Raw genomic sequence first — 25,608 nt, forward strand, 5'->3', positions numbered from 1 at the left:
GTCAAGGCTTTTTTACTGATTTTTCTTTACCCTCTATTTTTCCAAAAGTGTCGCTTGCTCTTCCATACCAACCACATGAGCTACCGTCTTAATTAGCTTCTTGTTTCGCTTCACAAATGGATTACTCATATCCCAAACGTATCCAGCCAATATAGAAGTGATTTGCTTCTTGATTTCCAACTTGATATCCGAATGGAAGAAAATCTTTTGTAAATCTCCATTGTACCAGGTTTCTACTACTGCTCTGAACACCTCACTGGCTTGTTTCATATGGGCTACATATTCCATTTCCCAATCAGGCTTTCCCCCATTCAATTCACGTTCGATCAGTTTGGCACTTTTGATAGCAGACTCAGTAGCAATCGCCACCCCTGAAGAAAATACCGGATCGATAAAACCAGTGGTATTACCTGCCAGTGCAAATCGGTGTCCGTATAGTTTGGTAGCAGAATTGGTGTAATCATTCGCACCACGTACATCATACAAAAATTCTTTCCCCTCGAATCGCTCAACGAAATGATCTGACTGAGCCATCATTTTTCTGAATAGCTCATTGTTATCTTCTGCCGGTAGGTCGAACCATTTTTTGTTCCCGACAAAACCCAAAGAAGTGTTGCCATTCGAGAAAGGAATCACCCAATACCACAAATCCTGCTGTAGCACTTCGAAAGTAATCCTCATAGGACGTTTGTAGGGAGATCGATCTTCCTCTTTTACCTGAGTGAAAAGTGATCTTCTGTTGGTCGCCTGATACTCCACATCAAAATTCAGCATCTTGGCCAGCACACCTGCATTGCCGCTAGAGTCTAACACATAGCGAAACTCCTCGGTGCTCACGCTTCCCTGCTCATCGATATCGGCTACCACTTTATCTTCTTGAAAGTCAATTTTAGAAATGACCGTTTCATATTTGAATTCCGCACCTTTCTTTTCGGCTTCTTTAGCCAGAATGTGATCAAACTCATCGCGTGGTACTTGCCAGGTCCAAGTCCACCCAGGTGTAAAATTCTCATCAAAGGAAATATCCATTTCCTGATCTTTTCGCACGAACAGCGCTCCAGACTTTACTTCAAAATTGGCCGCTTCTAAGGCTTCCAGCATTCCTACCTCTTTGAAATGCTCCATACTCAGTGGCAATAAACTTTCGCCAATGGTAAAACGGGGAAACTTAGATTTTTCAACCACCGTCACACTAAAACCTTGATTCACCAAATAAGCCGCCGCTACACTCCCTGCAGGTCCTGCTCCAATCACCAATACATCCTTCATAGATTTGTTGAATTATTATTTTGAGACCAAATGGCTGATTCGTGACTCTCCTTATTTTGGTTCACATTCTTGTAAACCGTCCCTATAGGATCAATTAGTCTCTTAATTGAATTCAAAAATAATAAGATTTGAAATAACGCTCCTCGCTCTAATAGTACTTTTAATGCAACATAAAAACAAAACATCAAATCCATGCACATTAGAATCTGATTAAAATTCTCTTTAATAAATAAATTTTAGCGCTTTCCTTATTTACTTGTGCTTTCATTTTCTATTAATAGGATTTATCAATCAAAAAAGCATGAACAAACAGAAACTCTCAGCCATTGACGCAAAATTTGAAGCACAAAAAATCGCTTTTGCGCCATTGACCTTTCAGGCGATTAGAGCCATGAAAAATTTGGGAGTGATGGAAAACATCCGCAGCAGCCAAGGCCAGGCCACCAAGGAGTCGATCATGGCCGATCTGGATCTGGATGACTATACGGTCGAAATACTACTCGACACAGCAGAAGTCATGAATGTAATAGAGGTCGAGGACGGACGAATACAGCTCAGCAAAATTGGATACTTCCTATTAAGAGACGAGCTCACACGAGTCAATATGAATTTCTCCCATGATGTATGCTACAATGGTTCTGCATTTTTGGAAGATTCTCTAAAACAGGGGAAGCCCTCAGGTCTGAAAGTATTTGGCAGCTGGCCTACCGTCTACGAAGCGCTGGCCCATCTAGAAGACGATGTGAGAAAATCCTGGTTGGAGTTCGATCATTTCTACTCTCAGGATGCTTTTGACTCTGCTTTGAAAATAGTTTTTGAAAAGAAGCCGAAAACACTATTTGACATTGGTGGCAATACGGGAAAATGGTCGTTCAAATGCTGTGATTACGATGAAAACGTAAAGATTAAAATCCTGGATCTACCAGGACAGATCGAAATGGCCAAAGCGAATGTGCTAAAAAAAGGATTGGAGCACAGGATTGAATTTCATCCAATGAACATTCTCGATCCAGAACATGCCATTCCAAAAGGTGCAGATATCATATGGATGAGTCAGTTTCTGGATTGCTTTTCCAAAGAGCAAATCATTGATATACTATCTAAATGCAAAGAGGCTGCTGATGCTGACACTTCTATATTTATCATGGAGCCTTTCATTGACAATCAACCCTATGAAGCCGCTAGCTATTCACTCGCTGCTACCTCACTTTATTTCAGCTGCATCGCCAATGGCAACAGCAAGATGTACAAGCTACCTCAGTTTGAAAGCATGATCGACCAGGCTGGTTTAAAAATCATCAACACGCATCTTCTGATGGAAGACAATTTCCACACCATTATAGAGTGTAAAAAGGCATAGCAGCTGCGTGTACAGCAGGTTTAGTCTGTAACCATCATGTGTCGGAAAGCTACCCTTTCTTAGCTTGCCTTCACACAAAGCCTTGTGAGCAGCTAGACATATCTGACTTTTAGATTAATTTCGAGCCACGGGTTGGATTCGTCCATGTAAACCCTCACCGCATGAAGTCATACCGAAGACTTCAGGTATAGAACCGAGTCTCATTGTCTAATATGAAAAAACGCTACATCACCCTCATCATTCTCGCTTCTTTGTTACTGATAGGAGCCGTCTATTTTGTGATGAGAGTGGTCTACCCTGCCCCAGAGACAGGTGAAAGCGAAATCACAGCTGACCAGATGGTGGTAGTAGCAGAAAACCATTACCAGCTGGGCAATAGCTGGATTCGTCAAAACGAAAACGGCAATTGGGAAAGCTACATAGAAGGCAATGCCTACGATCGTGGCAGAACCATGGGCATTCTACACAAGCAGCTGATCCAAAATCAAGAACAAATCTTCGTGGATGAAATCAACACCAATGTACCCTCCTGGTTCTTGAGAAAAGTACTCTTATTAGGTATCGCCTGGTTCAATAGAGACCTGGATGAGTACATACCGCTAGAATATCGACAAGAAATATACGGTGTATCGGAGTTCTTTTCGGACGAGTATGATTTCATCGGCCCCAAATTCAACCGCATCGTCAACTATCACGCAGCACATGATATCGGGCATGCCGTTCAAAATATGCATTTAGTTGGCTGCACCTCTGTTGGAATCTGGAACTTCAGTGACAGCACCCAGCTCATGATGTCGGGTCGCAATTTCGATTTCTATTTCGGGGATGACTTTGCCAAGGACAAAATCGTTTTGCTTTGTAATCCTGACCAGGGCTATCAGTATCTATCAGTCACCTGGGGAGGCTTCTGCGGAGTGGTATCTGGTATGAACGAAAAAGGGCTCAGCATTACCCTCAACTCTGCCAAATCTGAGATCCCAAGCCAGTCAGGGACTCCCGTTTCGATTATCGCCAGAGACATCTTGCAGTATGCTTCCAATATAGCCGAGGCAAAAGCCATTGCAGAAAAGTATGACAGCTTTGTGTCCGAACTCTTTACGATCTCCTCTCTGGAGGATGAAAAAATGATGGTGATAGAAAAGTCCCCAGAGCGTACAGGCTACTATTACCCAAAGGATGACACACTGGTAGTGGCCAACCACTATCAAAGTCCGGAAATGAAAGACCTACCGATCAATCTAGACCATTTGGCCACTTCTGAATCGGAAGACCGCTTTCTGAGAACTGAGCAGCTTTGCACCCGAATCGACTCTACCTCGCCTGACAACATTGCCAAAATACTGAGAAACCAAAAGGGCATCGATGGCAAAGACCTGGGGATAGGAAATCCAAAAGCCATCAACCAACTGCTGGCTCATCATGCGGTGATTTTCGACAATGTAGAAAAGCGCGTTTGGGTATCGAACTACCCCTTTCAGGAAAATGTATTTGATGCCTATGATCTGGATGATTTCGATCTATGGAAAGGAAACGCCTTGGGCGTTAGCATAGATTCTTTGCAGTTGGCGCCTGACAGCTTCTACCAAAGTACGGATTTTCAGACTTTCGAAAAATTCAAATCCCTGAAAGCTGAATTGATCTCTGCGACACAAGAAGAAAAACCACTCAGCGAGGAGCAGCTAGCAGCGTTCGAAAACAGTAACCCCATGTACTACGAAACCCACCGTCTGCTAGGCAACTACCATGCAGCTCTTGGCAACAAAGAAAAAGCCATTGCACAATACCAAAAGGCACTGCAGTTGGATATCGCCTACATGGAGGACAAGGTTTTTATCGAAGAGCAAATCAAAAGCCTTCAGCAATGATTCATGGCATAGGTACGGATATCGCAGAAACGGCTCGTTTCAAGAAGAAACTGAAGAATCAAAAATTCCTTGATTTGGTCTTCAGTCCTGAAGAACAACAATACTGCATGTCTCAAGGACATCCCGAACAGCATCTGGCCGCACGATTTGCAGCCAAGGAATCCTATATGAAGGCCCTGGGTACGGGTTGGGCACAGGGAGCCGATTTTAAGGAAATCGAAGTGGCCCACAATGAAGAGGGAGCTCCTATCATCCAACTACATGGAGCAACCCAATCATATTTTGATAAATCAGAACTGAAAGACATATTTGTATCCATAAGCCATACCGCCGAATATGCGGTCGCTTATGTGACCATAACCAAGTAGGCAAACGTGGAGATAGAACAGGACTATTCGAGTTTAGAAAACATCAAAAAACTGCAGAACGAGCAGTTTCTTTCCCATTTGACATACATCCGGGAAAACTCAAAATACTATCAAAAGAAGTTCGCAAAATCAGGATTGGATTGGCAGAACATCAAGAGCCTGGAGGACATCCATCTGCTCCCTGTCACTACCAAAGAAGAGGTGGAAATGTACAATCTGGAATTCCAGACAGTGAGCAATCAGGACATCATCGAGTATGTTACTACCTCCGGGACATTGGGTGATCCTATCAGCATAGGCCTCACCAGAGAGGACCAGAAAAGACTGGAATGGAATGAGCGTAGATCCCTGGAGATGTGCGGTATCACTGCCCATGATGTAATACAGATCACCACTACACTAGACAAACGGTTCATGGCTGGAATGGCCTACTACCTGGGAGCCACGGCTCTGGGTGCTGCAGTGATTCGATCAGGCATAGGAGATCCGGACTTTCAGCTGGACAACATAAAAAGATTCAAACCCACCGTGCTCGTGGCAGTCCCTTCTTTTGCCTACAAGTTTGGCAACTATCTGCTGGGCAAGGGCATAGACCCCAAAACCACTTCAATCAAAAAAATTGTATGCATCGGGGAGCCGATCAAGGACGAGGAATTCGAACCGAATACGCTGAATGAAAAACTAAGTGAGATCTGGGATGTAGAGTTGTACTCTACCTATGCCAGTACAGAGATGGCCACCGCTTTTACCGAATGTAAGGAAGGAAAAGGAGGGCACCTGTTGCCAGAGCTGATTCACATAGAGATACTGGACGAAAACAATCAACCTGTACCCCATGGACAGGTGGGTGAAGTGACGGTGACTCCTTTTGGGATCAAGGGCATGCCACTGCTCAGATTCAAAACAGGTGACCTGGCCCGAGTACATTCGGACGCTTGTAGCTGCGGTCGCAATACCCTCCGACTGGGGCCGATCGAAGGACGAAAAGGTCAGATGATCAAATGGAAAGGCACAACGCTTTTTCCCCAGCAGATCGAAAACGTATTGAACCATATCTCTGAGATTGACAACTATATCATCGAACTATCTCTGGATGACTTGGGGCTGGACAAACTCAAAGTGATCCTACCTGACCATCTGGATCAGGGGATCATAGATCGTGCCCAGAGACTACTCCAGCAACGATTAAGAGTCAATCCAATACTGGAACAAAATACGGCTGCTTATATTTCCAGCGAGATACTCCCGAAAGGCAGTAGAAAACCCCGCAGATTCGTGGACAAAAGAGAGGCAATTAAGTGAAAAAGATAGACGACAAATACGAGGTAGTAATCATAGGATCAGGCATGGGCGGATTGGCCTGTGGACTGATGCTGGCCATGGAAGGCAAATCCGTTTGTATCCTGGAGAAAAACGCTCAGATCGGCGGTACTTTGCAGACCTTCAAGCGTGATGGGGGCAAATTCGATACCGGCGTGCACTATGTTGGTGGTCTGGAGGAAGGACAGCCTCTTTATCCCTACTTCAAGTATCTGGACATCTTCAAGGATGTCGACATCATGAAGCTGGACGAAAACGGCTATGACATCATCACCTTCGCTGGAGACGACAACCAGTATCCGCATGCGCAAGGCTATGATAATTTCAAAAACCAATTGCTCCAATTCTTCCCCGACGAAGAGGCCAACCTGGATCGATATATTCACGACATCAAGGAGCTTTGTAAGAAATTTGCCCTCTACAACATCTACGACCTGCCCGAAAAGAGCAATGAGCTAGAGTACATGTACACCGGGGCTAGCGAAAAAATCAACAGCTATACCTCCAATGAAAAGCTTCAAAAAGTACTGGCAGGCTCTAACCTCCTCTATGCAGGAGAGGAAAACAAAACGCCATTTTATGTACATGCACTGATCATCAACTCATATATGATGAGTGCCTACAAATTCCACAAGGGCGGGAGTCAGATCAGCCGCTCGCTCAACTATTCGATCAAAGACCGAGGTGGCAACATCGTAAGAAATGCAGAGGTCACCTCTATCAATCACAATGAAAGAACTGTAGAGAGTGTGACCCTGGCAGATGGACGTACCATCAAAGGGGACATTTTCATCTCCAACGTACACCCATCAGAAACCATCAAACTGATGGATCAGTCCCTGATGCGAAAATCCTATACTTCCAGAATCGCGAGCCTGGAAAACACTGTATCCGTTTTCACCCTGTATCTGGTATTGAAGCCTGAAACAGTGAAATATGTCAACTCAAACTTTTACAACTTCAGTCAGGAGAAGGTCTGGGGTCTGACCGATTACAAACTCGACGACTGGGGCAAAGACATCGCGATCTTCTATTTGCCAGACGAGAAAAAACCAGAATATGCCGGCGTGATCACGGTGATGGCTTACATGAAAATGGATGAAGTTCAGCCCTGGATCGAAACCTACAACACCACGCTTCAGGTGAGTGATCGATCGGAGAGTTACCAGGATTTCAAAGAACGAAAGGCTCAAATCTTACTCAAAAGATTAGAGAACTATATGCCTGGTATCAACAAGCATATCAAGAGCTACCATACCTCTACCCCACTGACCCAGCGGGACTATCTGAATACGACGGATGGTTCGCTCTATGGGATCTCTCGCGATCACAACTTCCCGCTGAAGTCACAGATCAACACCCGCACGAAAATGAAAAACATGTTTTTCACCGGGCAGAACATCATCCTCCACGGCGTACTGGGCGCTACGATCAGTTCTGTGGTCACTTGTACCGAAATTTTGGGGAGAGATTATTTACTCAAAAAAATCAAATCTGTTTTGTAAGTTGCATTCATGACGGGGAGGAGATTTTTTAAGCTAAAAAAGAAGAAGCGCAAAGAACCAGGCACACTGATTCTAGGTGTACATGGTTTAGGCAACAAGCCTCCGCACCCTATGATCAAGCTTTGGTGGAAAAAATCCATCATCGAGGGTCTGAAGAAAGTAGAGGGATCCAAAAAGCATTTTCATTTTGAGATGGTGTACTGGGCAGACATCATGTATCCCTATCCGCTGAACCCGCGGATCAAGGACCCGGATCATGAGCTGCATATCGAGGAGCCCTATATCCCCGAGCCGATCCCCACTCCCAAAATCCGATACACACCCTGGCATCTGGCTAAAATCACTTTTGATAAGATCAAGGAAATAGCCTTCCTCAGCAAAAATGGTCTGGCCAACTATCGCTTGCCTTTCAATTTTGTCGTCAAAAAATCCTTTAGAGACCTGGCGGCATATTATGACGAAGAGCAAAGCAAGGCGGAATTTTTGGATCAATTGCCGGTCAAAAAACTGATTCGCAATCGACTCAGAAGATTCCTATACAAGCACCGCAACAAACGAATACTGATCGTAGCACACTCCATGGGATCCATCATCACCTACGATGTATTATGGCTCCTACAAAACATCTACGAAATAGACACTTTCATCTCGATGGGCTCACCACTTGGGCTCCCCTTGATCAGAGAGAATATCGCGAGGGATCACAAATTCAAATATGAAGAAGGAGACTTACTGCCTACACCAGAAAACATCAAGCACTGGTTCAACCTCTCGGACAAGGAAGATCACTTTGCGGTATTCGACGAGCTGGCACAATTCTTCGCCTCCAACTCCAACCATGTCGCCCCTACCGATATGCTGGTAGACAATGACTACAAAAACTGGGTGACTGCCAATGCCCACAAGTCCTTTGGCTACCTGCGCACCCCCGAGATGGGCAAAATCATATCGGACTTCCTCAACAAGAAACCCGAAACCATCTGGGAAAAAGCCAGGAAGCTATTGAAGAGGAAGAAGTAGTTTGGGTTTTTGCTATATAGGCTGTTACACACAGTTGTATTTCAGGAAGTCCCTAATCTTAGTTTGTTTCATGCAGAAAATACCTCGCTTTCTTGGCGGCTGATAAGCGGGATATTGAGCAAATTTTTGGCAAATGGCTAAGCAAGGCCATGCGCTATATAGTCTGTTATCTCTCGTTTCTCACTTCTCAATTGTCCTAAATACGAGTTGAGAGTTCCAAGTAGTGTTAGTTAAAGTCAGTTCATCATCTTGGATGTCAAATGAAATGGTATCGTTATCCAGGAAACCAATAAAATCACTTTCATAATCCATTTCCCATTGCGATCCACCTGCTCTTGTGGTTGCAATTGATCCAGTAATGAATTTGTTATTTTCAAGAATCTGAGGTTTTAGACTAAATGAATTGATTGGTCCTTTTCCTTGAAAATATGCAATGGAATTCTCTGCTGAATACTCAGTTATTTTGATTCGTGATTCCGTTCCACATGGCGGATACGAATACGAGCCGTCTGGGTTTTTGAAACCAGTTAGCCCCCAATTATTGAATAGCGATATTGAGTCAGGCTGTTGGAAGGGAAGCTCGGGTGCGCAGAATAATTCTGACAAGGTAAAATCATTGAATTGTCCGTCAGTTAACTCGTAATAAATATCATGTTCAGGATAGTCAAAAATGCAATTGAAAGTTCCCGAAAAAACCCTGTTAATCGTATCAAACTCTGTTAAATGAAATTCTCCACTCGTAGCAAATGGGCCAACTCCCTGTCCTCCAATCCATCTGTACAATTGAATACTACTTTTGTTGTTAAGATTATCAATGGAGTTGACTCCAATTTCGGGGTTAAGTATTGTGAAGAAAATCTGGAATTTTTCGTCATTACCTACTCTGTCGATTGTGTCAATTGCTCCAAACCCTAGCCTTCCATTATAGTATGAAGCAGAACCACTTCGATCTGGGGTGAAAAGTTCACCATTGATGAGCACCGAGAATGGTTCTTCAGAAAGTGTTGGCTCATCAGTAGAATCACAACCAATAATAATAGAAATTAGGAAAAGCAGTTTAATGAACTTCATGCTTATGAGAGGTAACGCCTGCGTATGGTGCGTGTGCGTGTCGTTTGATAATACAGCCAAAGTAGTGAAAATCTGCCGAACCTACTAGCGAACCGGTAAGAGCTACATTCCGCCGATCTTCCGATGCGGCGAACTGATCTCACTATATGCAGAGAAGTAAATTCCGCCGGCAGATGCACGGGTTCGTTCCGCCGAAACTGGCTAAATGCTCAGTTCGCACATGCACTATCACGCCATGTTAGATGTTTTTACTGTAATTCTTCTATGTCTTCAAATACAAGTTGACCGTTCAAAATGGAATCAATTCTCAATTGCCATCTCATTTGTTGCAGAGTGTCTCGGCTATGTTTCGTATCTGCGTCGTACATCAGTTGAACTTCATGTGATTTAGAAGACATTTTATTGGTAAGTTCTGTTGATTCATCCCAATCAAGATGGTTCTGTCGAATCAGTCTGTTAGTTTCGTTGGCAAAAATCAAGTGTAGGTTCGCATGATATACTTCATGGTTTAGAACTCTAGCATTGTTTCTCGTACTGTCAAACCATGAATTGTAACGGTCGATTACTGCCTTAACCACTGGTCTTCCGTTCTGCTGTTCGATAGCCAAACCTGCAAATAGCCATGCATCAAATTCTCGACCTTCTGGAGATGGAGCTTCAGCCTGAAAATCGTCAACTGACAGTTTGGAGTATTTCCTCCAAGTCTTAAACTGATCTTCATCCAAAGAACAACCAGCTAGGCTGAGAAATAGTGCTTGAATCGTTAAGAATCTTAGGCTAAGTAGTTTCATCAGGGAAAAATTACATCTAACATTTCTAAATCACGCACAGTGCGTGATATATCTGCAATATAACACAACCCCAATTTTACTTAGTTTCCAAGGCTAATATTCTTACTACCCATCGATTTGCTTTCCTGCCCGAGCGCTCTGCATTACTCGCCAACTGAGAGACTCAGATGCCCCACCCAGATGCTTGACCTGCCAGGTGATTTGTATAGGTGGCTCACTGTGATGTTTGGCCTGCCGTTGTTCTTGTAAGGATTGTCACCTTTCATGACTGACTTGCCGATCGCTTTGTATTGGGTGCCGATGGTATTGTAATACCTGCCAACCCTTTTGTAGCAGGTGTCGGGGGCTTTGTATTCCTTCCCCATCCAAATGTTTGACTTACCGACCAATTTGTATCGATCCCCATAGTCCTTGTATCGCTTGTCACTCCCTTTGTATGGCCTACCGACCTGATTGTACCGGGTGCCAGGGGCCTTGTATCGCTTACCACCCCTTTTGTAATGGCCGCCGGAGGCTTTGTAACTCCTATAGCGCTATATGCTTATTCTCCCTTTTCTATCCAGTAAAAATGATCATATAGCTTTCACAAATCAGAATTAGTCTTTCCCCTAAAAAGTCAAAATCATGCACCTTTGAACCGCACAATAAGGATCATTCTATATTTCTGGGGGATGACGAAAAACTTCGACATTCGGTGTTCAATATTCGACATTTATAATTGATTATTTTGATGCTCATTTAATGCGCTACAAAACAGAAAATCAAAAATGTAAAAGGTAAAATCTAAAATTTAGTAACTCCCTAACTTTAGTGACTGATTCTTGATTTTTCCAAATCCCGTACTTTACAGTACTGATCCGAAATACGGACTGATCCGGAAGAGTCAGTAGTAATTGGATTTACAAAACCCTATAAAAAAGAAAAGCTGCTCATCCCGTCCGGACCAGCAGCTTAAGCATGATTATGAAAGACTAAATTACTATTCTATTTCAGTGGCCGAGTGTTTCATCGGCGAGTAGTTCTTTGTGATTAACTACGATACAATTATAGCACAGCAAACCCCTTGCCAAAAGACGATTTCGGTGAACTTCATTTTTATTCCGGTGAAGTGTAGCATTTACACTTTCAACAAAAACAGCCTATACGTGCTCCTATCCCCTATAATTGAAAAAGAGCCCCAAAAATGGGGCTCTAAACTCAACCTGTTCCATGAGAACAGAATTAACCAACTAAGTTCTTATCTCGCGAAAGATCCTAAAATCACATAAGTAGTAGGATCAGTCGTGGTGATGGTTTGCAAGGGATCGTGCACTACGAAGAATGCCTCATAGCTAGTCGTCAGGTCTGTGTAAGAATAGGTGCTGATTTGAGAACCTCTGGCTGTCATACCATTGCCCATGATCATCTGTACAAATACATCAGAATTAGGAGATTCGATATATGGAGTACCATTTGGTGTCTCTGCTGGATCAGCTGCATCATGTGAGTGCGTATGATACGTTTCGCCATCCATCGTATTCATGATATCTACTGTCACTCTTGACTGACCCTCAGCCAATTCTTGTACAGTAATCATCGCGCTCAGGTTATCTGCATGATTGCCACTGTAGGCATAGGCTTCTGCCACCTGGCCTGTATTGAAGTCATAGCTGAAACTCATCGATTCATACGCTGGCATAGCTTGCTCTCTGGCGAAAGACCCTACGATCAAATAAGTAGAGATATCAGCGGTGTTGATATCCTGCAAGGGATCATGCACCACCAAAAAGCCTTCGTACGAAGAAGTGATTTCCTCATAGCTCATTTCGGTCATCTGTGATACCGTCACAGTCCCTCCGTTACCAGCAGCCATCTGAACCAATAGATCTGAATTAGGCGACTCGTTGTATGGAGTACCATTCGGAGTAGAGGCAGGATCAGCTGCATCATGCGCATGGACAGGATACATCTCGCCATCCACTGTATTCATCAGCATGACGGTCACCATTGTTCCGCCATCCATTTCTTCTAACATCAACTGTGCAGACAAGGTCGCGTCGTGCATTCCATCATAAGGGGCGCTCGCTACGGTCTGTCCATTGTGAAAAGCATAATCGTATTTCATCGACATCATCTCTCCATCCGTTCCATCGTCTTCGCTACATGATACCAGGCCAACAAAGGCAACTCCCAGCATCAGTACATTCCATATTCTCGGTAGATAATTTTTAGTATTTAGCATTTTTCTAATATTTGATTTTACTTTTTCAATTACACTCATACCTACGAGAGCCCTTCACCAGCTGGATTTATGGGATTCAAAAAAAGATTTACTTTTTCTTCAAAAACCGTCTCATCTCACAATTGAGATGGTTTTTTACCCGAAAGTTTTTCATGGTTGAATGTGAATTATCAGGACCGACGGTCACCAGATAGGTCTTAGGCAGCCAACAGACATTTGCGATTGCCCCCTAGGTTTATCATGAAATTCTGACCTATATTTCGACAAGAAATACCATTAACAATTATCCCAATACCTAAAATGTACGACCGAATTTTTCAATTCTTGAATCGCTTTTTCAAGACCTCTACTATATTCAAATGGATGTTCAACATTGCGCCGATGTACCGTAGGAGCTGTGGACGGTTAACCTATGTTTCAGACGATATCTTACGAGTAGATGTGAAGCTCCCGCTGACCTATCGTAACCGTAACTATGTCGGGACCATGTTTGGAGGCAGTTTATTTTCGGCTACTGATCCTATCTATATGATTCAGTTGCTACAGATATTGGGCAAAGACTATGTGGTCTGGGACAAGAGATCTACCATACATTTTATCCGACCTGCTCATGCAGATGCATGGGCTTGTTTCAAATTTAGCCAGGAGGAGATCGATCAGATCAAATCAGATGTATCTGAAAAAGGAGAAATCGACATTGTGAAAAAGGTTCAAATCACCGATGCCCGTAAAAAAGAAATGGTCTTCTCCGAAGTGGAAAAGACCATCTATATAAGTTCTAAATCTTTCTTTAAAGAAAAACGCCGAAAGCGTCAGAAACTCAAAAGCTAATTACTTAGCTTGAGTGGCATCTGCGGCCTGACTTACTGCACCTGTGGTACCCGTTAGGCTCACGCCTCTTTCTTCTGCTCTATTTTCCAACTTCTTCATCACACGTTTTAGATCGTGGTGAAAGATCGCTGTAAACCCTACTTCACCTTCCACAACGACAAAGATTGACCTGCCATCTCTCGAGGCAATATCCATTCCTTTTCTGGTTTCAGAAGTTCCTTTTGGCAATTCACAGATCTTGTCAAAGTACTGCATGTCCTCATAAACCTCTGCAATTTCACCGCTGCTGACGGTCAGAAGATAAAACATCTCCTCGTACTTCATTTCTTTAGAATATACATGGTAAACTACCTCACCACTTTCCTTGGTATACTCTTCTAATTCTACATTTGTGCTTTTCCAAAGTGTTTCTCTCTGTGCACTGGCCGTCATTACTGTGACGGTTAGAATGGCTAATACTAAAGCTACTTTTCTCATTTTAATGACATTTAATCCCTAGCACAAAGAGAGTCAAAGCTTTATCATCATCAAAAAAGTAAACTCTTAAATAAAAAAATAGGTATATCTACTTATTAAATAGCGTATACAGCTTATTTCAAGCATTCTCAGTTCAAATTACTCCTAGCCAATCGTGTACTTTCATCGTTTTTTTATACCAACAGCACCCTTGATAATAGCAGCATCAAAGGGTCTCTGACAACCATCGAAAAAACTCCCTCTGCCAGACGATTCCATTCTGTGCAGTCAGCACCCAGTGGTTCTCATTTGGCAGATAAAGCAATCGACTTTTGATCCCTTTCAGCTGAGCAGCCTGGAAAGCTTCTAAGCCCTGACCAATAGGCACTCGATAATCCTTACCTCCCTGCACGATCATAATCGGCGTATCCCATTTCTCTACAAAATTGATTGGATTGAATTCATCATAGGTTCTTTGGGCAGCTTCATTATCCTTTTCCCAATATGGTCCACCCAGATCCCAGTTCACAAAGAACATTTCTTCGGTAGTACCATACATACTGCGCCAGTTAAAGATGCCATCATGTGCAATGAAACTCTTGAACCTACCCTCATGGATTCCGGCCAGATAAAACACGGAATAGCCACCATAACTAGCACCCACAGCTCCCAATCGATCGGTATCTACATAAGGCTCCTTGGCCACATCATCTATAGCCGATAGATAGTCCTGCATATTTTGTCCTCCGTAATCCTTGCTGATTTGCTCATTCCATTCTACTCCATGACCCGGCATGCCTCGACGATTTGGAGCTACTACGATATAGCCATTGGCTGCCATCAGTTGAAAATTCCAACGAACAGAATAAAACTGACTCAAGGCTCCCTGAGGACCTCCCTGGCAATACAGCAGCGTTGGGTATTTTTTGGTAGGATCAAAATTTGGCGGATATATCACCCAGGTGACCATGTCCTTACCATCAGTTGTTTTGACCATTCGCTTGTCAACTTTGCTCATCGCGATAGAGGCATAGGCCTCATCATTCACATGGGTCAGCTGCTTCATTTTCCCATCCTTCAGATTAACTGTAAAGAGCTCCGTCGAATGATTCATGTCTCTACGACCCACGACCATCACATCTCCAGACTGCCCTGCAATATTGACTACATCGAACTGCCCATTAGTAATCTGACGAACCGTAGGCTGCTTCTTGGACTTACCAGGAAAATCAACCACAAACAATTGCTGTGTCCCACCTACTGGAGCCACGAAATAGATATACTTCCCTTTTTCTCCCCAGAAGAAACTATTGACTGTACCATCCCAGTTCTCTGTGAGGTTGAACTTTCCTCCTCTGTATAAAACTACAATATCATTCTTGTCCGACTCATAGCCATCTCGCTTCATACTCAGCCAGGCTAATACGCCTTTTGGACTGTACGCGGGACTATTGTCATATCCCATCATTCCTTTGGTCAGATTGATAGTCGTTTGAGAGTTTAAATCATAAACAAAAATGTCCGTATTGGTACTCTTTGCGTAGGCCGACCCTACCTTCGTTTTGGTCACATACAGCACTTGGTGACTTCTCGGATTCCATATATAATCTTCCTCCCCGCCGAACGGCATAGTAGGACAGTGAAATAATTTATTGGCCATGATATCGGTCTCCTCTCCCGTTTCGAGGTTGGTCATGATCACGTGGTTGTAACTACCATCCGCCCAGGTATCCCAATGTCTATACATCAGGTCATCGTAGATCTGGGCCTCTGATTCTTCCAAATCGGGATAATAGTCGCTTCCATATACATTCGCAACCTTCACTGGCCTATGGCTCAATTTGTATTTCCCATCTCTAGAATAATTCGGATTTTCTATCAATTCATAGGGATCTGAAATCTCCTTAGGCTCGCCACCAGTTATGGGAATAGAGTAATATTGAGTCGATTTATTGTTCTGATCCACGCTGTAGCTGGTCACCGCATATACCACCTGCTGACCATCCTCCGAAAGACCTGCCGGACTTACCCTGCCCAGCTCCCAAAGAAGCTCTGGGGTCATGACAGATTGGGCATTTAAGCCAAATGACAATAAGACAAATAGAAATAAATAGCTGAATTTTCTCATGGGTCAATTGAATATGTTTGGGCAATCAATATACTAAAAATACCGTTGCTCGACTTAATTAAATCCACTGACGGTTGGTTTCAATGATGGGGCTTACCAATTAATCAGGCAGTAAAAAATCACCCGTATGCACTACTACCGCAGTACTGGTTATTTGCAACTCGTCTGCCGAAGCAATAAAGAGTTCCATATACCCTCCTCTGGCAGAGGACTGATATGCTTTCATGTTCACTTTCGCCAATTTATCGCCCCAATATTTAGCCAGCACCGTATGGGCCGCACCTGTCACCGGGTCTTCATTGCCCCCAGACCATGGCCAAAAATACCTGGAATAAAAGTCATAGATATGATCACCTGAGGAGGTAACGATGAGCCCACTAATGCTGTCATGACTTTTCTTCAAGGCAACAAAATCAGGATCTAGCTCTTTCAATCGTTCTGCAGATTCCATTTCGATCAAAAGCATATTCGTCTCGCGACAATGCCTCACGTCTATCAGATTAATATCCCCCAAAGCATCAATCATCGCCTTTGGTGCATCAGCTGGCTGTGTTTCATAAAGTGGAAATTTCATCATCACCTGATTGTCTCGCTTATAGCATTTTAGCATCAACCCTTCGATCGTCTTAAATGCCACTTCATCCATTTGTTTGGTCGTGAATAGCATCTTGGCAGAAGCCAAAGTCGCATGCCCACAGAGTGGAATTTCCTTGAATGGAGAGAAAAATCGGATGTCATAATATCCATCCTGTGGAATCAAAAAAGCAGTTTCTGACAGGTTGAATTCCTGAGCAATTTGCTGCATCATCAATTCGTCCAGAGTCTCCTTCAACTGACATACAGCCGCGGGATTACCGCTAAAGGGATGATTCGTAAAAGAATCGAGCGTATAGGTTTTTATTTTCATAGTATCGGTTTAGCGTTTGTCCTTTATCAACTTACCTACTGACAATTGATCCTCGAGGTTTCCAAAAAAATAGTCCTGTTGATCATACATATCTGCTCGATCATAAATCAATACTCCTTTGGATAGCTTCCCCTCCACTACCAGGAAAGCATTGCTCAATAGTAGTGTAACTGGCGTCAGACTATCTGCCTGATAATTAATTCTGGCCACCGACCATTTTCCTATCCAGTTGCCAAAGAGCGTATCAGTTGGGATGGAAAGGCCCGAAAGCTGAGAATGTTCAAACTCAATAGACTTGATATAATTGGCAGTATTTGCCTTCCAGTTGTCAATAAACTGCTTCTTGCTGATGGTATCGCCTATAGCAGGACCTACCAATATAAAATCGTCCTTGGTCAGCGAATCAAGCACCGCAAAATTCTTCTCTTCTATCGCCTCAGTAAAAGCCTCAACTACTTGAATATCTGATTGAGTAAATACGTCTCCACTACAGGAAAACAGAATCAGCGACAAGAATAACACATGGGTATATTTCATAGATAAACTTGGTTTGTTAATTAGTAAGCGACACCAGCAAATCGGATTGTGTGATGATATGAACCCGATTGTTCTCATCTCTGACGAGTAGTGCCTTGGAATCTTTGTTGAGCAAAGTCGACATCACATCCACAGTCGTGTCCATGGCAATAAAATTAAAACTTCCATCCATGATTTCCGAGACAGGCTGCTCTCTAAGCTCTGGTTTTTCAATCAAATTTTTCAATATTTTGGAATCAGAAACACTCCCAACGAACTGATCCCCATCTACGACAGGTGCCTGATCGATTCCATGGGTATTCATCTGAGCAATGGCTTCTCCAATGCTGCTTTTAGAGGGCAGCACAAAAAGTTCATTGTCCTCTGACCTCTGACTTACGATCTGCCGAGCGGTCGCAAAATTCCTACCCTCCAAAAAACCGTGATCTTTCATCCAATTGTCATTATAGACCTTTCCGAGATATCGCGTGCCATGGTCCGGCATGATGATGACCATCACATCATCATCAGTTAGATGCTCTTTGGCATACTCCAGAGCCCCATGCACAGCAGAGCCACATGACCAACCCACAAACATCCCCTCTTCACGAGCCAAACGACGGGTCATGATCGCTCCATCTTTGTCTGTCACCTTCACAAAATGATCAATCAGATCGAACTCTACATTTTTGGGCAAAATATCCTCTCCTATTCCTTCCGTCAGATACGGATATATTTCATTTTGATCGAACTGACCGGTTTCCTTATATTTCTTAAACACCGATCCATAGGTATCAATCCCCACCGTCACAACCTCTGGATTGTGCTCCTTCAGATATTGCGAAACACCGCACATCGACCCTCCTGTCCCCACTCCTGCAGCATAGTGGGTGATTTTTCCATCCGTATCTCTCCAAATTTCCGGACCCGTACTTTCATAGTGAGCCAGCTTATTGGACAGGTTATCATATTGATTAGGATAGAAAGAATTCGGGATATCCTGATTCAGCTTTTTCGCTACGGAATAATAAGATCGTGGATCATCCGAAGATACGTTGGTGGGGCACACATAGACCTCCGCTCCCACTGCTTTTAGTATGTCTATCTTTTCCTGACTCTGTTTGTCAGCTAAGGTAAAAATGCATTTGTAGCCTTTAGCAATAGCCGCAAGTGCAAGTCCCATACCGGTATTGCCAGAAGTACCTTCTATGATCGTACCGCCGGGCTTTAATAAGCCCTCCTTTTCTGCATCTTCAATCATTTTCAGTGCCATACGGTCCTTCATCGAATTCCCAGGATTGAAGTATTCCAGCTTGACCAGAATAGTCCCGGGTATTCCTTTCGTCACATGACTGAGCTTAACCAAAGGAGTATCTCCTATGGTTTCAATAATAGAGTTATAGTATTTCATCATCTTGGGTTTGTTGTCTTCTCTAAAAATAAGAAGATATTCCTCAATAGGCACCCAAGAAAAGGAGAGTATTAAAAGAAAGGTTTATTAGCTACTTAGATCAGGGATATTGAACGTAAGATTCCTGAACTCTTTTTCCGTCCTGGACATATTCTACGCTCAAATACTCAGAAGTCAGTTCTGTAATCTCCATCCTATTGATATCAGACAAAACCTCATCTGTAAACACCACCCCATTTTCAAATACGCCTTGAGCATCCTGATCAACAACATAATTTGCCGCATATAGTAACAGGGAATCCACACCATTGCCACAGTCAAAGGGACGATTAAGAATAAATACTGAGTCAGGATCATCTTCCTCATTAGAGATATTAGCAAAGGTGAGAGTATTCAGATCTTCACATGAAGACACCTCGATTTGCTCTCCATCCTCAATTCGAGAACACACGTTCCCAACTTTTATAAAAGTCGTTTGACAACAGGCGATTGGCCTCAATACCCTTGAAATTGGTTGTGATATCGTCCTGACACGAAAACAAAACGCTTCCTATCAGAAGCGCTTTGAGTGTATGTTTTATGTAATTAATCTTATCTGACATTTCCTGTTCTATCGATCACCTTGTATGGGGGATCATCTCCCACATAGGTTTCTAATTCTTCCTCTGTGATAAAATAAAAGATGGTTTCTTTCACAATATCATTCAACTTCACTGATACGGGTTTTCTCGGAGCATCCATAGGATTCACCCAGTTTTTCGTCCCGTTTTTATCATAAGACACCGCTATCATGCTACTAGTCGAGGCATCCGCCAGGCTGAACATATAGGCCGCTACATTTCCTTCCTGAGCTGGGATAAATTCTCCAAACACCAACAGATTAGACTTGTCATATTTAAAGCCATTGAGATTAAATTCCTTTTTCCATTGAATGATTCTGCCTTTGTCTATCATGGCCAGGAAGCCTTTGTCTCCATTTTTAAAATCCAGGCCAACTGCATAAATATTGGCTGAATCGTCTCTCATTGTAGCCAACACATAGTAGTCGCTCAAGTATCTAGGCGCACTCAGAGAATCTACTGAAGCAGCCAAATACAGTGAATCTGCACCATCTGGGCTTACACCCCATTTACTTCTTTCTTTGAACAAATCATTCTTCTCCTCCCATTTCACACGGCCCTGATCGACAAAGCTTTCCATTTGCTGTCTCAATTTGATGAGACCAAAATCGCCACCATACTCTCCATCTACCAAAGCAGGATATTTGTGACGTCCTTCAGTTATATAAGGTTCTTTTAGTGTCGACGCATCCTTCTCTATTTTATCAAGAATGCTCATGATACTATCAGTCAACATCAATTGATAATCCACATTAGACTCATCCTCCACCCTGGGGTTTTGTAAAGGCTTGGTTAGATAAGTGTAGATGTTTCGATTAATCCAGATATTAAATAGTTTCTCAGGCAATGGCTCAGTATCATGCTCATGCATACTTGCCAACAACTCATTATCGATAGATAGAGTCAGTTGATCAGGAGTAAGAGTTGCGAGCCCTTCCAACTGTTCATGCTCTGCCTTCAGCTTGTGCTCGAAATGCACCACTGCTTTTTTCATCGTCAACACATTGCGTTCGATATCCTTTAGGCTTTCATCAGCCCAGTTACCAAAGTCCCAGGCTTTGACATCATTGGCAAAAAAGTTCACTTCACTGACTCCATCTATCCCAAATTCATAAATCGGCATAAATTCCAATTCTGGACTATAGCCCTTCACGCCAGTTAAACTGACAGCATCTCGTACTTTTTTGAAGTCTGACTCTATAAAGGACATCTTGCTAATGATCAACTCCAAAGTATCCAGTTGATCCTGATTACACCTGATGTAGAAATTCTTCTTAGTTCTATACCTTGATACAAAACTCGCGTAGGCATCATGACAAAAGCCGTAATTCTTGTTAATCGTGAAAAGCGTTTGGTACACTTCTCCAGCATTTTCTACGATGGCTCGAGTGGCCTTTATCTTATTCTCGACATCCAGTTGCACATCCGAAAGTTTGATTCCAAAATCACCGGTACGCAAATCTCTTCGGTAGTACATTTGATAGTACTCATCATTCTTACGCAACTCTTTGTCATCGATAAGCTTACTGGCTTTTTCAAAATAAAACAAAGCAGAATCTGCCGCTGAAATGATCGCAGTTGAGTCTTCGATCAAATGGTAATTTGCAACTTTCCCTTCGTAATACATCCCCATCTGCAGGTGTGCATTGGCATGATCATCGTTCTTATCATCAGACAAGAACTGCCTCAACATGGGTATAGCAGCATCATAATTCTTAACCTCCAACATAGGATAGACATCCTTGTATTTGATTCTTTGTGCTAATGAGCTCAAAGCCACCAACGCAAAAACGAGAGTCAGAATAGGTTTTCTTATAGTCAACATAGTGTTTGTTTTCGTAGATTCAGTTCCAATTAAAGGTACTTTCAAAGCATGAAATTATGGATTTTCCGATGAAAAACCATAGCCATGTCTATGCAACGAAATATTAGCTATTAAATTTCCCTTTGAGCATAGCCAATTTTGATTGCAAATCTCCATCTGGGACATTCTGATCCGCTTTTTTGTTTTGTTTCCTTTCATTACGATTCGCAGGGGCCTTTCCGAAAGGATCAGACTTGAGAGAAAGAGAGATTCTCTTTTGAGCAATATTCACTTCAGTCACAGTCACCATCACTTGTTGCTGAAGCTTCACCACAGTAGACGGATCACTCACGAAATTGTCAGACAACTGGCTGACGTGTACCAACCCATCCTGATGAACCCCAACATCTACAAATGCCCCGAACTTGGTAATATTAGTCACGATACCTGGTAGCTTCATTCCTACTTTGAGATCACTCATTTCGTTCACTCCTTCCTGGAAAGAAAACACCTCATACTTGTCACGAGGGTCACGTCCCGGTTTGTCCAATTCCTTCATGATATCTTCCAGCGTAGGTAGTCCTACTTCTTCAGACACATAATTCTTAGGGTTAATCTTCGCTCTCATCTCAGCATCGGACATCAGACTTTCTACCGAAGCATTGATGTCCTTAGCCATTTTTTCTACCAGTTTGTATCGCTCAGGGTGAACGGCACTTCTGTCCAGAATATTCTTTCCATTGCGAATGCGCAAGAAACCAGCCGCCTGCTCGAAAGCCTTAGCTCCCATACGAGGGACTTCCAAAAGATCCTTTCTGCTTTGGAAGGGGCCATTGGCCTCTCTGTGCTTGACGATATTGTCAGCCAACTGAGGACCTAATCCAGAGACATAGGTCAAGAGTTGCTTACTCGCCGTATTCAACTCTACTCCCACGCCGTTCACACAGCTACCCACTACATCGTCCAAAGAACCCTTGAGGGAGTTTTGGTCTACGTCGTGCTGATACTGGCCTACACCGATAGATTTCGCATCGATTTTCACCAGTTCTGCCAATGGATCCATCATCCTTCTACCAATCGAGACAGCCCCACGTACAGTTACATCCTGATCAGGAAATTCCTCACGAGCCACCTGAGAAGCCGAGTAGATCGAAGCACCACTTTCATTGACCATGGCGATGATGATGTTAGATGGTAAACCGAGACCTCTCACGAAACTCTCTGTTTCACGGCTGGCGGTTCCATTACCAATAGCAATGGCTTCTATGTTGTGCTTTTCTACAAAGAGCTTAACTACTGCTCCTGATTCCAATCTTCTGTTTTGAGGAGCATTGGGGTAGATGGCTTCAAATTCCAACAGCTTACCCTGACGATCCAGACATACTACTTTGCAGCCCGTACGGAAGCCCGGATCAATCGCCATTACATTCTTTTGTCCTAAGGCTGGTGCCAACAGTAATTGCCTCAAATTGTCAGAGAAAACAGCAATGGCCTCCTCATCAGCCTTCTTCTTCGACTCGACCCTGGATTCAGTCTCCATCGATGGCTTCAATAGTCTCTTATAACAATCGCTGACAGCCAATTTCACTTGCTCCGCGCACGCATTCTGGCCTGTCAACACTTTATCTTCCAACAACTGAATGGCTCGACCTTCTTCCGGGCAGATATCCAAAGAGAGAATCATTTCTTTCTCTCCACGTCTCATGGCCAGCAACCTGTGAGAAGGGATACCCTTCAACGGCTCGTCCCATTCGAAGTAGTCTTTGTATTTCTGTCCTTCTTCTTCCTTGCCTTTCATCACAGTCGACTTGACCACACCTTCCTGCAAGAAAAGCTTTCTCATCGCTGCACGTACCTCACTGTTCTCATTGACCCATTCTGCAATGATATCTCTAGCTCCCTGTAGGGCCGCATCTACATCAGCTACTTCCTTCTCTTCACTCACATATTTTTCTGCGAGCGTTTCCGGATCATCGAGTCCTTGCTTGAACAATACCTCTGCCAACGGCTCCAAACCTTTCTCTTTGGCAATGGATGCCTTGGTTTTTCTTTTTGGTTTGTAAGGCAAATAAATATCTTCCAATACAGCCAGCGTTTCGGTTGCCTCTATTTTCTTTTTCAGCTCAGGAGTCAACTTACCCTGTTCGTCGATAGATTTCAAGATAGCCTCTCGACGCTTGTCCAAATCCCTCAGACGCTGAATCATGTCTTTGACATCTGCTACTTGCACCTCATCCATGCTTCCAGTCATCTCCTTTCGATATCGGGAGATAAAGGGAACGGTAGCCCCCTCGTCTAGTAGAGCGATGGTAGCGGTAACTTTAGATGGACTTAGGTTCAGTTCGGAAGCTATTTTCGAAATGTGTTGTTGACTCATGACCTTGATTAATAGTATTCGTTCAAATTATATTTTTGGGGGTGCCAAAAGTAACCCCTTCGGGGAATTATTTTGGTCTAGGAATTGTATTAATTACGAAAAAATTATCCACAATATTTAAGGGACGAGGAGATGAAAAAACAATGGATTGAATGGGGTGTAATAGCAGCGATATTTGGCACACTATATATTACCGGCTATCTGAAGGACGCAGCTGCATTGCTGCAACGTGGGTTATTAGAAACAAGAATTTTCCAACCGGACATCGTAGAAAAAGATCTGAAGGCCGACTATCGATTTATGCTCTTGAATGAAGCTGGAGAGCGCGTGCCTTTCGAGAATTTCAAAGGCAAAACAGTATTTCTGAATTTTTGGGCAACATGGTGTCCTCCATGTATCGCCGAGATGCCTGACATACACAACTTATATGAGGAAATGGATCCCTCTGCTGTGACATTTGTGATGGTCAGTTTAGATGATGATTTTGAAAAAGCCAAAGCCTTTAAAACCAGAAAAGAATACTCCTTCCCTATTTATCAATTGGTCACTGCGAGACCCGCTGTATTTCAGAGTCAGGCAATCCCGACCACCTACGTGATCAGCCCAGAAGGTAAGATTGCTGCTAGTAGATCAGGGATGGCCAAATACAATACAGAAAGTTTTCAGGAGTTCTTGATGGGCTTATAGATTGACAGATTGAGTTTCGCCGATTATCTTTAGCCGATGATTGAAACACTGATACCAGCTATTTCCGCTTTGGCCGGCACGGCACTAGGCGGCATCATGAGCTACCTTTTTCAAAAACGACAATTTGCTCACGAAACAGAGAAATTAAAACTGGCCAACAAAACAGAGTTCATGGCCGAAGAAACTGTCAAGCATTTTTTGAGTCATAAGAGCTTTACTGATAGATCTTTCGAGGTGATCAAAAAACACCTGGGAGGATTTGACGATGACGAGCTGCGAAAAATCCTGGTTCGTGCAGGTGCCATCAGGGATTTTCGTGAAGACGGCTCTGAATGGTGGAGACTATTGTCTCGTATGGACGAGTTCATCTCCAATAAAATAGAAAAGAAAGCTAAATCTTCTTGACTTGAATGACTTGAGACCCATGGGTGGTTTGGCACTTCAAAAAATACAAACCATCCTCAGATCGGAATAGCTCTGCTGAAACAACCATTTCTACCTCCATATTGGCACTTGGATTTCCTGTCACCAGCACATTTCCTCTTACATCCACTAATTGATAAGAAAGGATTTCAGGTCCGGTAATTTTCACATTGCCTCTTGTGGGATTAGGATAAAGCATAAGTTCGTCTGCCTCTCCTGGCTGTAGCTCTACCGTTTCGCTGTAGGAGACCGCTTCGTTCTCACCAACCACCTTGAGTCGATACTCGCTGAGTAGATGATGAGGCTTCAGTTTGTATTCATAGCTATCCTGATGGGCATGCCAACTTTCCAAGGTCCGAAAGTCAGCATCTGCTGCAGATTTGATTTGCATTTCGAAAAGCACAGCTCCTTCAAACTCACTGGCTGACCACACAAAATAATTACCATCCGACCTCTTATCCAGATGGAAGGATTGAGAACTCACTGTTTCTTCTAACATAGCCCCCTCCTGCACCCACCAGTCAGGTCGATGATTAGAGATCACCTCCCTGGCTGCTAGAATCGTACCCAATCCCCAAAGGACAGAGACTACTAACCATACCTTTCTTTTACTCATAGCTGCATCTCGATTGTTTCACATCCAGACAATGCAAAAATG

The 25,608-nt window shown here is 43.3% G+C and carries 23 protein-coding genes; 9 read left to right on the top strand and 14 right to left on the bottom strand.

Features of this window, described 5'->3' with window-relative positions:
• Positions 1-33: 33 nt before the first annotated feature.
• The gene (locus N7U62_RS11030; protein WP_264138027.1) at positions 34-1,269 is read right to left on the bottom strand and encodes an NAD(P)/FAD-dependent oxidoreductase; all 1,236 of its coding nucleotides are present in this window, start codon (positions 1,267-1,269) and stop codon (positions 34-36) included.
• 301 nt (positions 1,270-1,570) lie between these two features.
• Between N7U62_RS11030 and N7U62_RS11035 the strand changes: the two genes are divergently transcribed.
• The 6 genes from N7U62_RS11035 (at position 1,571) to N7U62_RS11060 (ending at position 8,707) form a co-directional block, all read left to right on the top strand.
• Positions 1,571-2,629 (top strand): methyltransferase, encoded by a 1,059-nt coding sequence (locus N7U62_RS11035; protein WP_264138028.1) that lies wholly within the window; start codon positions 1,571-1,573, stop codon positions 2,627-2,629.
• Between the two features lie 212 nt (positions 2,630-2,841).
• Complete coding sequence (locus N7U62_RS11040) at positions 2,842-4,494, top strand: C45 family autoproteolytic acyltransferase/hydrolase (RefSeq protein ID WP_264138029.1); 1,653 nt, start codon at positions 2,842-2,844, stop codon at positions 4,492-4,494.
• Positions 4,491-4,862, top strand: a complete 372-nt coding sequence (acpS, locus tag N7U62_RS11045) for a holo-ACP synthase (protein ID WP_264138030.1) — start codon at positions 4,491-4,493, stop codon at positions 4,860-4,862. The genes N7U62_RS11040 and acpS overlap by 4 nt, the downstream gene beginning before the upstream one ends.
• A 6-nt stretch (positions 4,863-4,868) precedes the next feature.
• Entirely contained in the window at positions 4,869-6,164 is a 1,296-nt protein-coding gene (gene flxY / locus N7U62_RS11050; RefSeq protein ID WP_264138031.1) for a flexirubin biosynthesis putative acyl-CoA ligase FlxY, read from the top strand.
• A complete protein-coding gene (locus N7U62_RS11055; RefSeq protein ID WP_264138032.1) occupies positions 6,161-7,687 on the top strand; it encodes a phytoene desaturase family protein in 1,527 nt (508 codons plus the stop codon). Before flxY ends, N7U62_RS11055 begins: the two co-directional genes overlap by 4 nt.
• A gap of 9 nt (positions 7,688-7,696) precedes the next feature.
• The gene (locus N7U62_RS11060) at positions 7,697-8,707 is read left to right on the top strand and encodes a lipase/acyltransferase domain-containing protein (protein WP_264138033.1); all 1,011 of its coding nucleotides are present in this window, start codon (positions 7,697-7,699) and stop codon (positions 8,705-8,707) included.
• A gap of 180 nt (positions 8,708-8,887) precedes the next feature.
• Here N7U62_RS11060 and N7U62_RS11065 read toward each other — a convergent pair whose 3' ends face one another.
• From N7U62_RS11065 to N7U62_RS11080, 4 genes are all read right to left on the bottom strand, one after another.
• Positions 8,888-9,778 carry an META domain-containing protein gene (locus tag N7U62_RS11065; protein ID WP_264138034.1) on the bottom strand — a complete coding sequence of 297 codons (891 nt, stop codon included), beginning with the start codon at positions 9,776-9,778 and terminating at the stop codon, positions 8,888-8,890.
• A 248-nt stretch (positions 9,779-10,026) separates the two neighbouring features.
• The gene (locus tag N7U62_RS11070) at positions 10,027-10,569 is read right to left on the bottom strand and encodes a hypothetical protein (protein WP_264138035.1); all 543 of its coding nucleotides are present in this window, start codon (positions 10,567-10,569) and stop codon (positions 10,027-10,029) included.
• A 143-nt stretch (positions 10,570-10,712) separates the two neighbouring features.
• Positions 10,713-10,934 carry a hypothetical protein gene (locus tag N7U62_RS11075; RefSeq protein WP_264138036.1) on the bottom strand — a complete coding sequence of 74 codons (222 nt, stop codon included), beginning with the start codon at positions 10,932-10,934 and terminating at the stop codon, positions 10,713-10,715.
• 872 nt (positions 10,935-11,806) lie between these two features.
• A complete protein-coding gene (locus tag N7U62_RS11080) occupies positions 11,807-12,790 on the bottom strand; it encodes a hypothetical protein (RefSeq protein ID WP_264138037.1) in 984 nt (327 codons plus the stop codon).
• A 300-nt stretch (positions 12,791-13,090) separates the two neighbouring features.
• On the opposite strand from N7U62_RS11080, the gene N7U62_RS11085 reads away from it, so the two are divergent.
• Positions 13,091-13,621 carry a DUF4442 domain-containing protein gene (locus N7U62_RS11085; protein WP_264138038.1) on the top strand — a complete coding sequence of 177 codons (531 nt, stop codon included), beginning with the start codon at positions 13,091-13,093 and terminating at the stop codon, positions 13,619-13,621.
• On the opposite strand, the gene N7U62_RS11090 is transcribed toward N7U62_RS11085, so the two are convergent.
• The 8 genes from N7U62_RS11090 to N7U62_RS11125 form a co-directional block, all read right to left on the bottom strand.
• The gene (locus tag N7U62_RS11090) at positions 13,622-14,098 is read right to left on the bottom strand and encodes a hypothetical protein (RefSeq protein ID WP_264138039.1); all 477 of its coding nucleotides are present in this window, start codon (positions 14,096-14,098) and stop codon (positions 13,622-13,624) included.
• Positions 14,099-14,303: 205 nt separating this feature from the next.
• Positions 14,304-16,205 (bottom strand): S9 family peptidase, encoded by a 1,902-nt coding sequence (locus N7U62_RS11095; RefSeq protein WP_264138040.1) that lies wholly within the window; start codon positions 16,203-16,205, stop codon positions 14,304-14,306.
• Between the two features lie 100 nt (positions 16,206-16,305).
• Positions 16,306-17,112 carry a PhzF family phenazine biosynthesis protein gene (locus N7U62_RS11100; protein WP_264138041.1) on the bottom strand — a complete coding sequence of 269 codons (807 nt, stop codon included), beginning with the start codon at positions 17,110-17,112 and terminating at the stop codon, positions 16,306-16,308.
• A gap of 9 nt (positions 17,113-17,121) precedes the next feature.
• Positions 17,122-17,649, bottom strand: coding sequence for a nuclear transport factor 2 family protein (locus N7U62_RS11105; protein ID WP_264138042.1), 528 nt, complete (start codon positions 17,647-17,649; stop codon positions 17,122-17,124).
• A gap of 16 nt (positions 17,650-17,665) precedes the next feature.
• A complete protein-coding gene (locus N7U62_RS11110; RefSeq protein WP_264140429.1) occupies positions 17,666-19,039 on the bottom strand; it encodes a pyridoxal-phosphate dependent enzyme in 1,374 nt (457 codons plus the stop codon).
• A gap of 100 nt (positions 19,040-19,139) precedes the next feature.
• On the bottom strand, positions 19,140-19,490 hold the full coding sequence (locus N7U62_RS11115; RefSeq protein WP_264138043.1) for a hypothetical protein: 351 nt from the start codon (positions 19,488-19,490) through the stop codon (positions 19,140-19,142).
• Between the two features lie 140 nt (positions 19,491-19,630).
• Entirely contained in the window at positions 19,631-21,484 is a 1,854-nt protein-coding gene (locus tag N7U62_RS11120; protein WP_264138044.1) for a hypothetical protein, read from the bottom strand.
• 103 nt (positions 21,485-21,587) lie between these two features.
• A complete protein-coding gene (locus N7U62_RS11125; RefSeq protein ID WP_264138045.1) occupies positions 21,588-23,840 on the bottom strand; it encodes a Tex family protein in 2,253 nt (750 codons plus the stop codon).
• 132 nt (positions 23,841-23,972) lie between these two features.
• Between N7U62_RS11125 and N7U62_RS11130 the strand changes: the two genes are divergently transcribed.
• Together N7U62_RS11130 and N7U62_RS11135 are read left to right on the top strand one after the other, a co-directional pair.
• Entirely contained in the window at positions 23,973-24,527 is a 555-nt protein-coding gene (locus N7U62_RS11130; protein ID WP_264138046.1) for a TlpA family protein disulfide reductase, read from the top strand.
• A 36-nt stretch (positions 24,528-24,563) separates the two neighbouring features.
• Entirely contained in the window at positions 24,564-24,932 is a 369-nt protein-coding gene (locus N7U62_RS11135; RefSeq protein ID WP_264138047.1) for a hypothetical protein, read from the top strand.
• Here the strand turns inward: N7U62_RS11135 and N7U62_RS11140 are convergent.
• Positions 24,919-25,566, bottom strand: a complete 648-nt coding sequence (locus N7U62_RS11140) for a T9SS type A sorting domain-containing protein (protein ID WP_264138048.1) — start codon at positions 25,564-25,566, stop codon at positions 24,919-24,921. The genes N7U62_RS11135 and N7U62_RS11140 overlap by 14 nt on opposite strands.
• Positions 25,567-25,608 lie beyond the last annotated feature (42 nt).

Source organism: Reichenbachiella ulvae (genome assembly GCF_025833875.1).
Taxonomy (GTDB): Bacteria; Bacteroidota; Bacteroidia; order Cytophagales; family Cyclobacteriaceae; genus Reichenbachiella; species Reichenbachiella ulvae.

Bases quoted from the DNA above. Each gene is read 5' to 3' on its own strand.
- N7U62_RS11085 (WP_264138038.1), top strand. From the start codon at position 13,091: ATGTACGACCGAATTTTTCAATTCTTGAATCGCTTTTTCAAGACCTCT.
- N7U62_RS11030 (WP_264138027.1), bottom strand. From the start codon at position 1,269: ATGAAGGATGTATTGGTGATTGGAGCAGGACCTGCAGGGAGTGTAGCG.
- N7U62_RS11120 (WP_264138044.1), bottom strand. From the start codon at position 21,484: ATGTTGACTATAAGAAAACCTATTCTGACTCTCGTTTTTGCGTTGGTG.
- N7U62_RS11065 (WP_264138034.1), bottom strand. From the start codon at position 9,778: ATGAAGTTCATTAAACTGCTTTTCCTAATTTCTATTATTATTGGTTGT.
- N7U62_RS11110 (WP_264140429.1), bottom strand. From the start codon at position 19,039: ATGAAATACTATAACTCTATTATTGAAACCATAGGAGATACTCCTTTG.
- N7U62_RS11130 (WP_264138046.1), top strand. From the start codon at position 23,973: ATGAAAAAACAATGGATTGAATGGGGTGTAATAGCAGCGATATTTGGC.
- N7U62_RS11095 (WP_264138040.1), bottom strand. From the start codon at position 16,205: ATGAGAAAATTCAGCTATTTATTTCTATTTGTCTTATTGTCATTTGGC.
- N7U62_RS11035 (WP_264138028.1), top strand. From the start codon at position 1,571: ATGAACAAACAGAAACTCTCAGCCATTGACGCAAAATTTGAAGCACAA.
- N7U62_RS11125 (WP_264138045.1), bottom strand. From the start codon at position 23,840: ATGAGTCAACAACACATTTCGAAAATAGCTTCCGAACTGAACCTAAGT.
- N7U62_RS11105 (WP_264138042.1), bottom strand. From the start codon at position 17,649: ATGAAATATACCCATGTGTTATTCTTGTCGCTGATTCTGTTTTCCTGT.
- N7U62_RS11090 (WP_264138039.1), bottom strand. From the start codon at position 14,098: ATGAGAAAAGTAGCTTTAGTATTAGCCATTCTAACCGTCACAGTAATG.
- N7U62_RS11080 (WP_264138037.1), bottom strand. From the start codon at position 12,790: ATGCTAAATACTAAAAATTATCTACCGAGAATATGGAATGTACTGATG.
- N7U62_RS11140 (WP_264138048.1), bottom strand. From the start codon at position 25,566: ATGAGTAAAAGAAAGGTATGGTTAGTAGTCTCTGTCCTTTGGGGATTG.
- N7U62_RS11070 (WP_264138035.1), bottom strand. From the start codon at position 10,569: ATGAAACTACTTAGCCTAAGATTCTTAACGATTCAAGCACTATTTCTC.
- N7U62_RS11100 (WP_264138041.1), bottom strand. From the start codon at position 17,112: ATGAAAATAAAAACCTATACGCTCGATTCTTTTACGAATCATCCCTTT.
- N7U62_RS11040 (WP_264138029.1), top strand. From the start codon at position 2,842: ATGAAAAAACGCTACATCACCCTCATCATTCTCGCTTCTTTGTTACTG.
- N7U62_RS11135 (WP_264138047.1), top strand. From the start codon at position 24,564: ATGATTGAAACACTGATACCAGCTATTTCCGCTTTGGCCGGCACGGCA.
- N7U62_RS11075 (WP_264138036.1), bottom strand. From the start codon at position 10,934: ATGGGGAAGGAATACAAAGCCCCCGACACCTGCTACAAAAGGGTTGGC.
- acpS (WP_264138030.1), top strand. From the start codon at position 4,491: ATGATTCATGGCATAGGTACGGATATCGCAGAAACGGCTCGTTTCAAG.
- N7U62_RS11060 (WP_264138033.1), top strand. From the start codon at position 7,697: ATGACGGGGAGGAGATTTTTTAAGCTAAAAAAGAAGAAGCGCAAAGAA.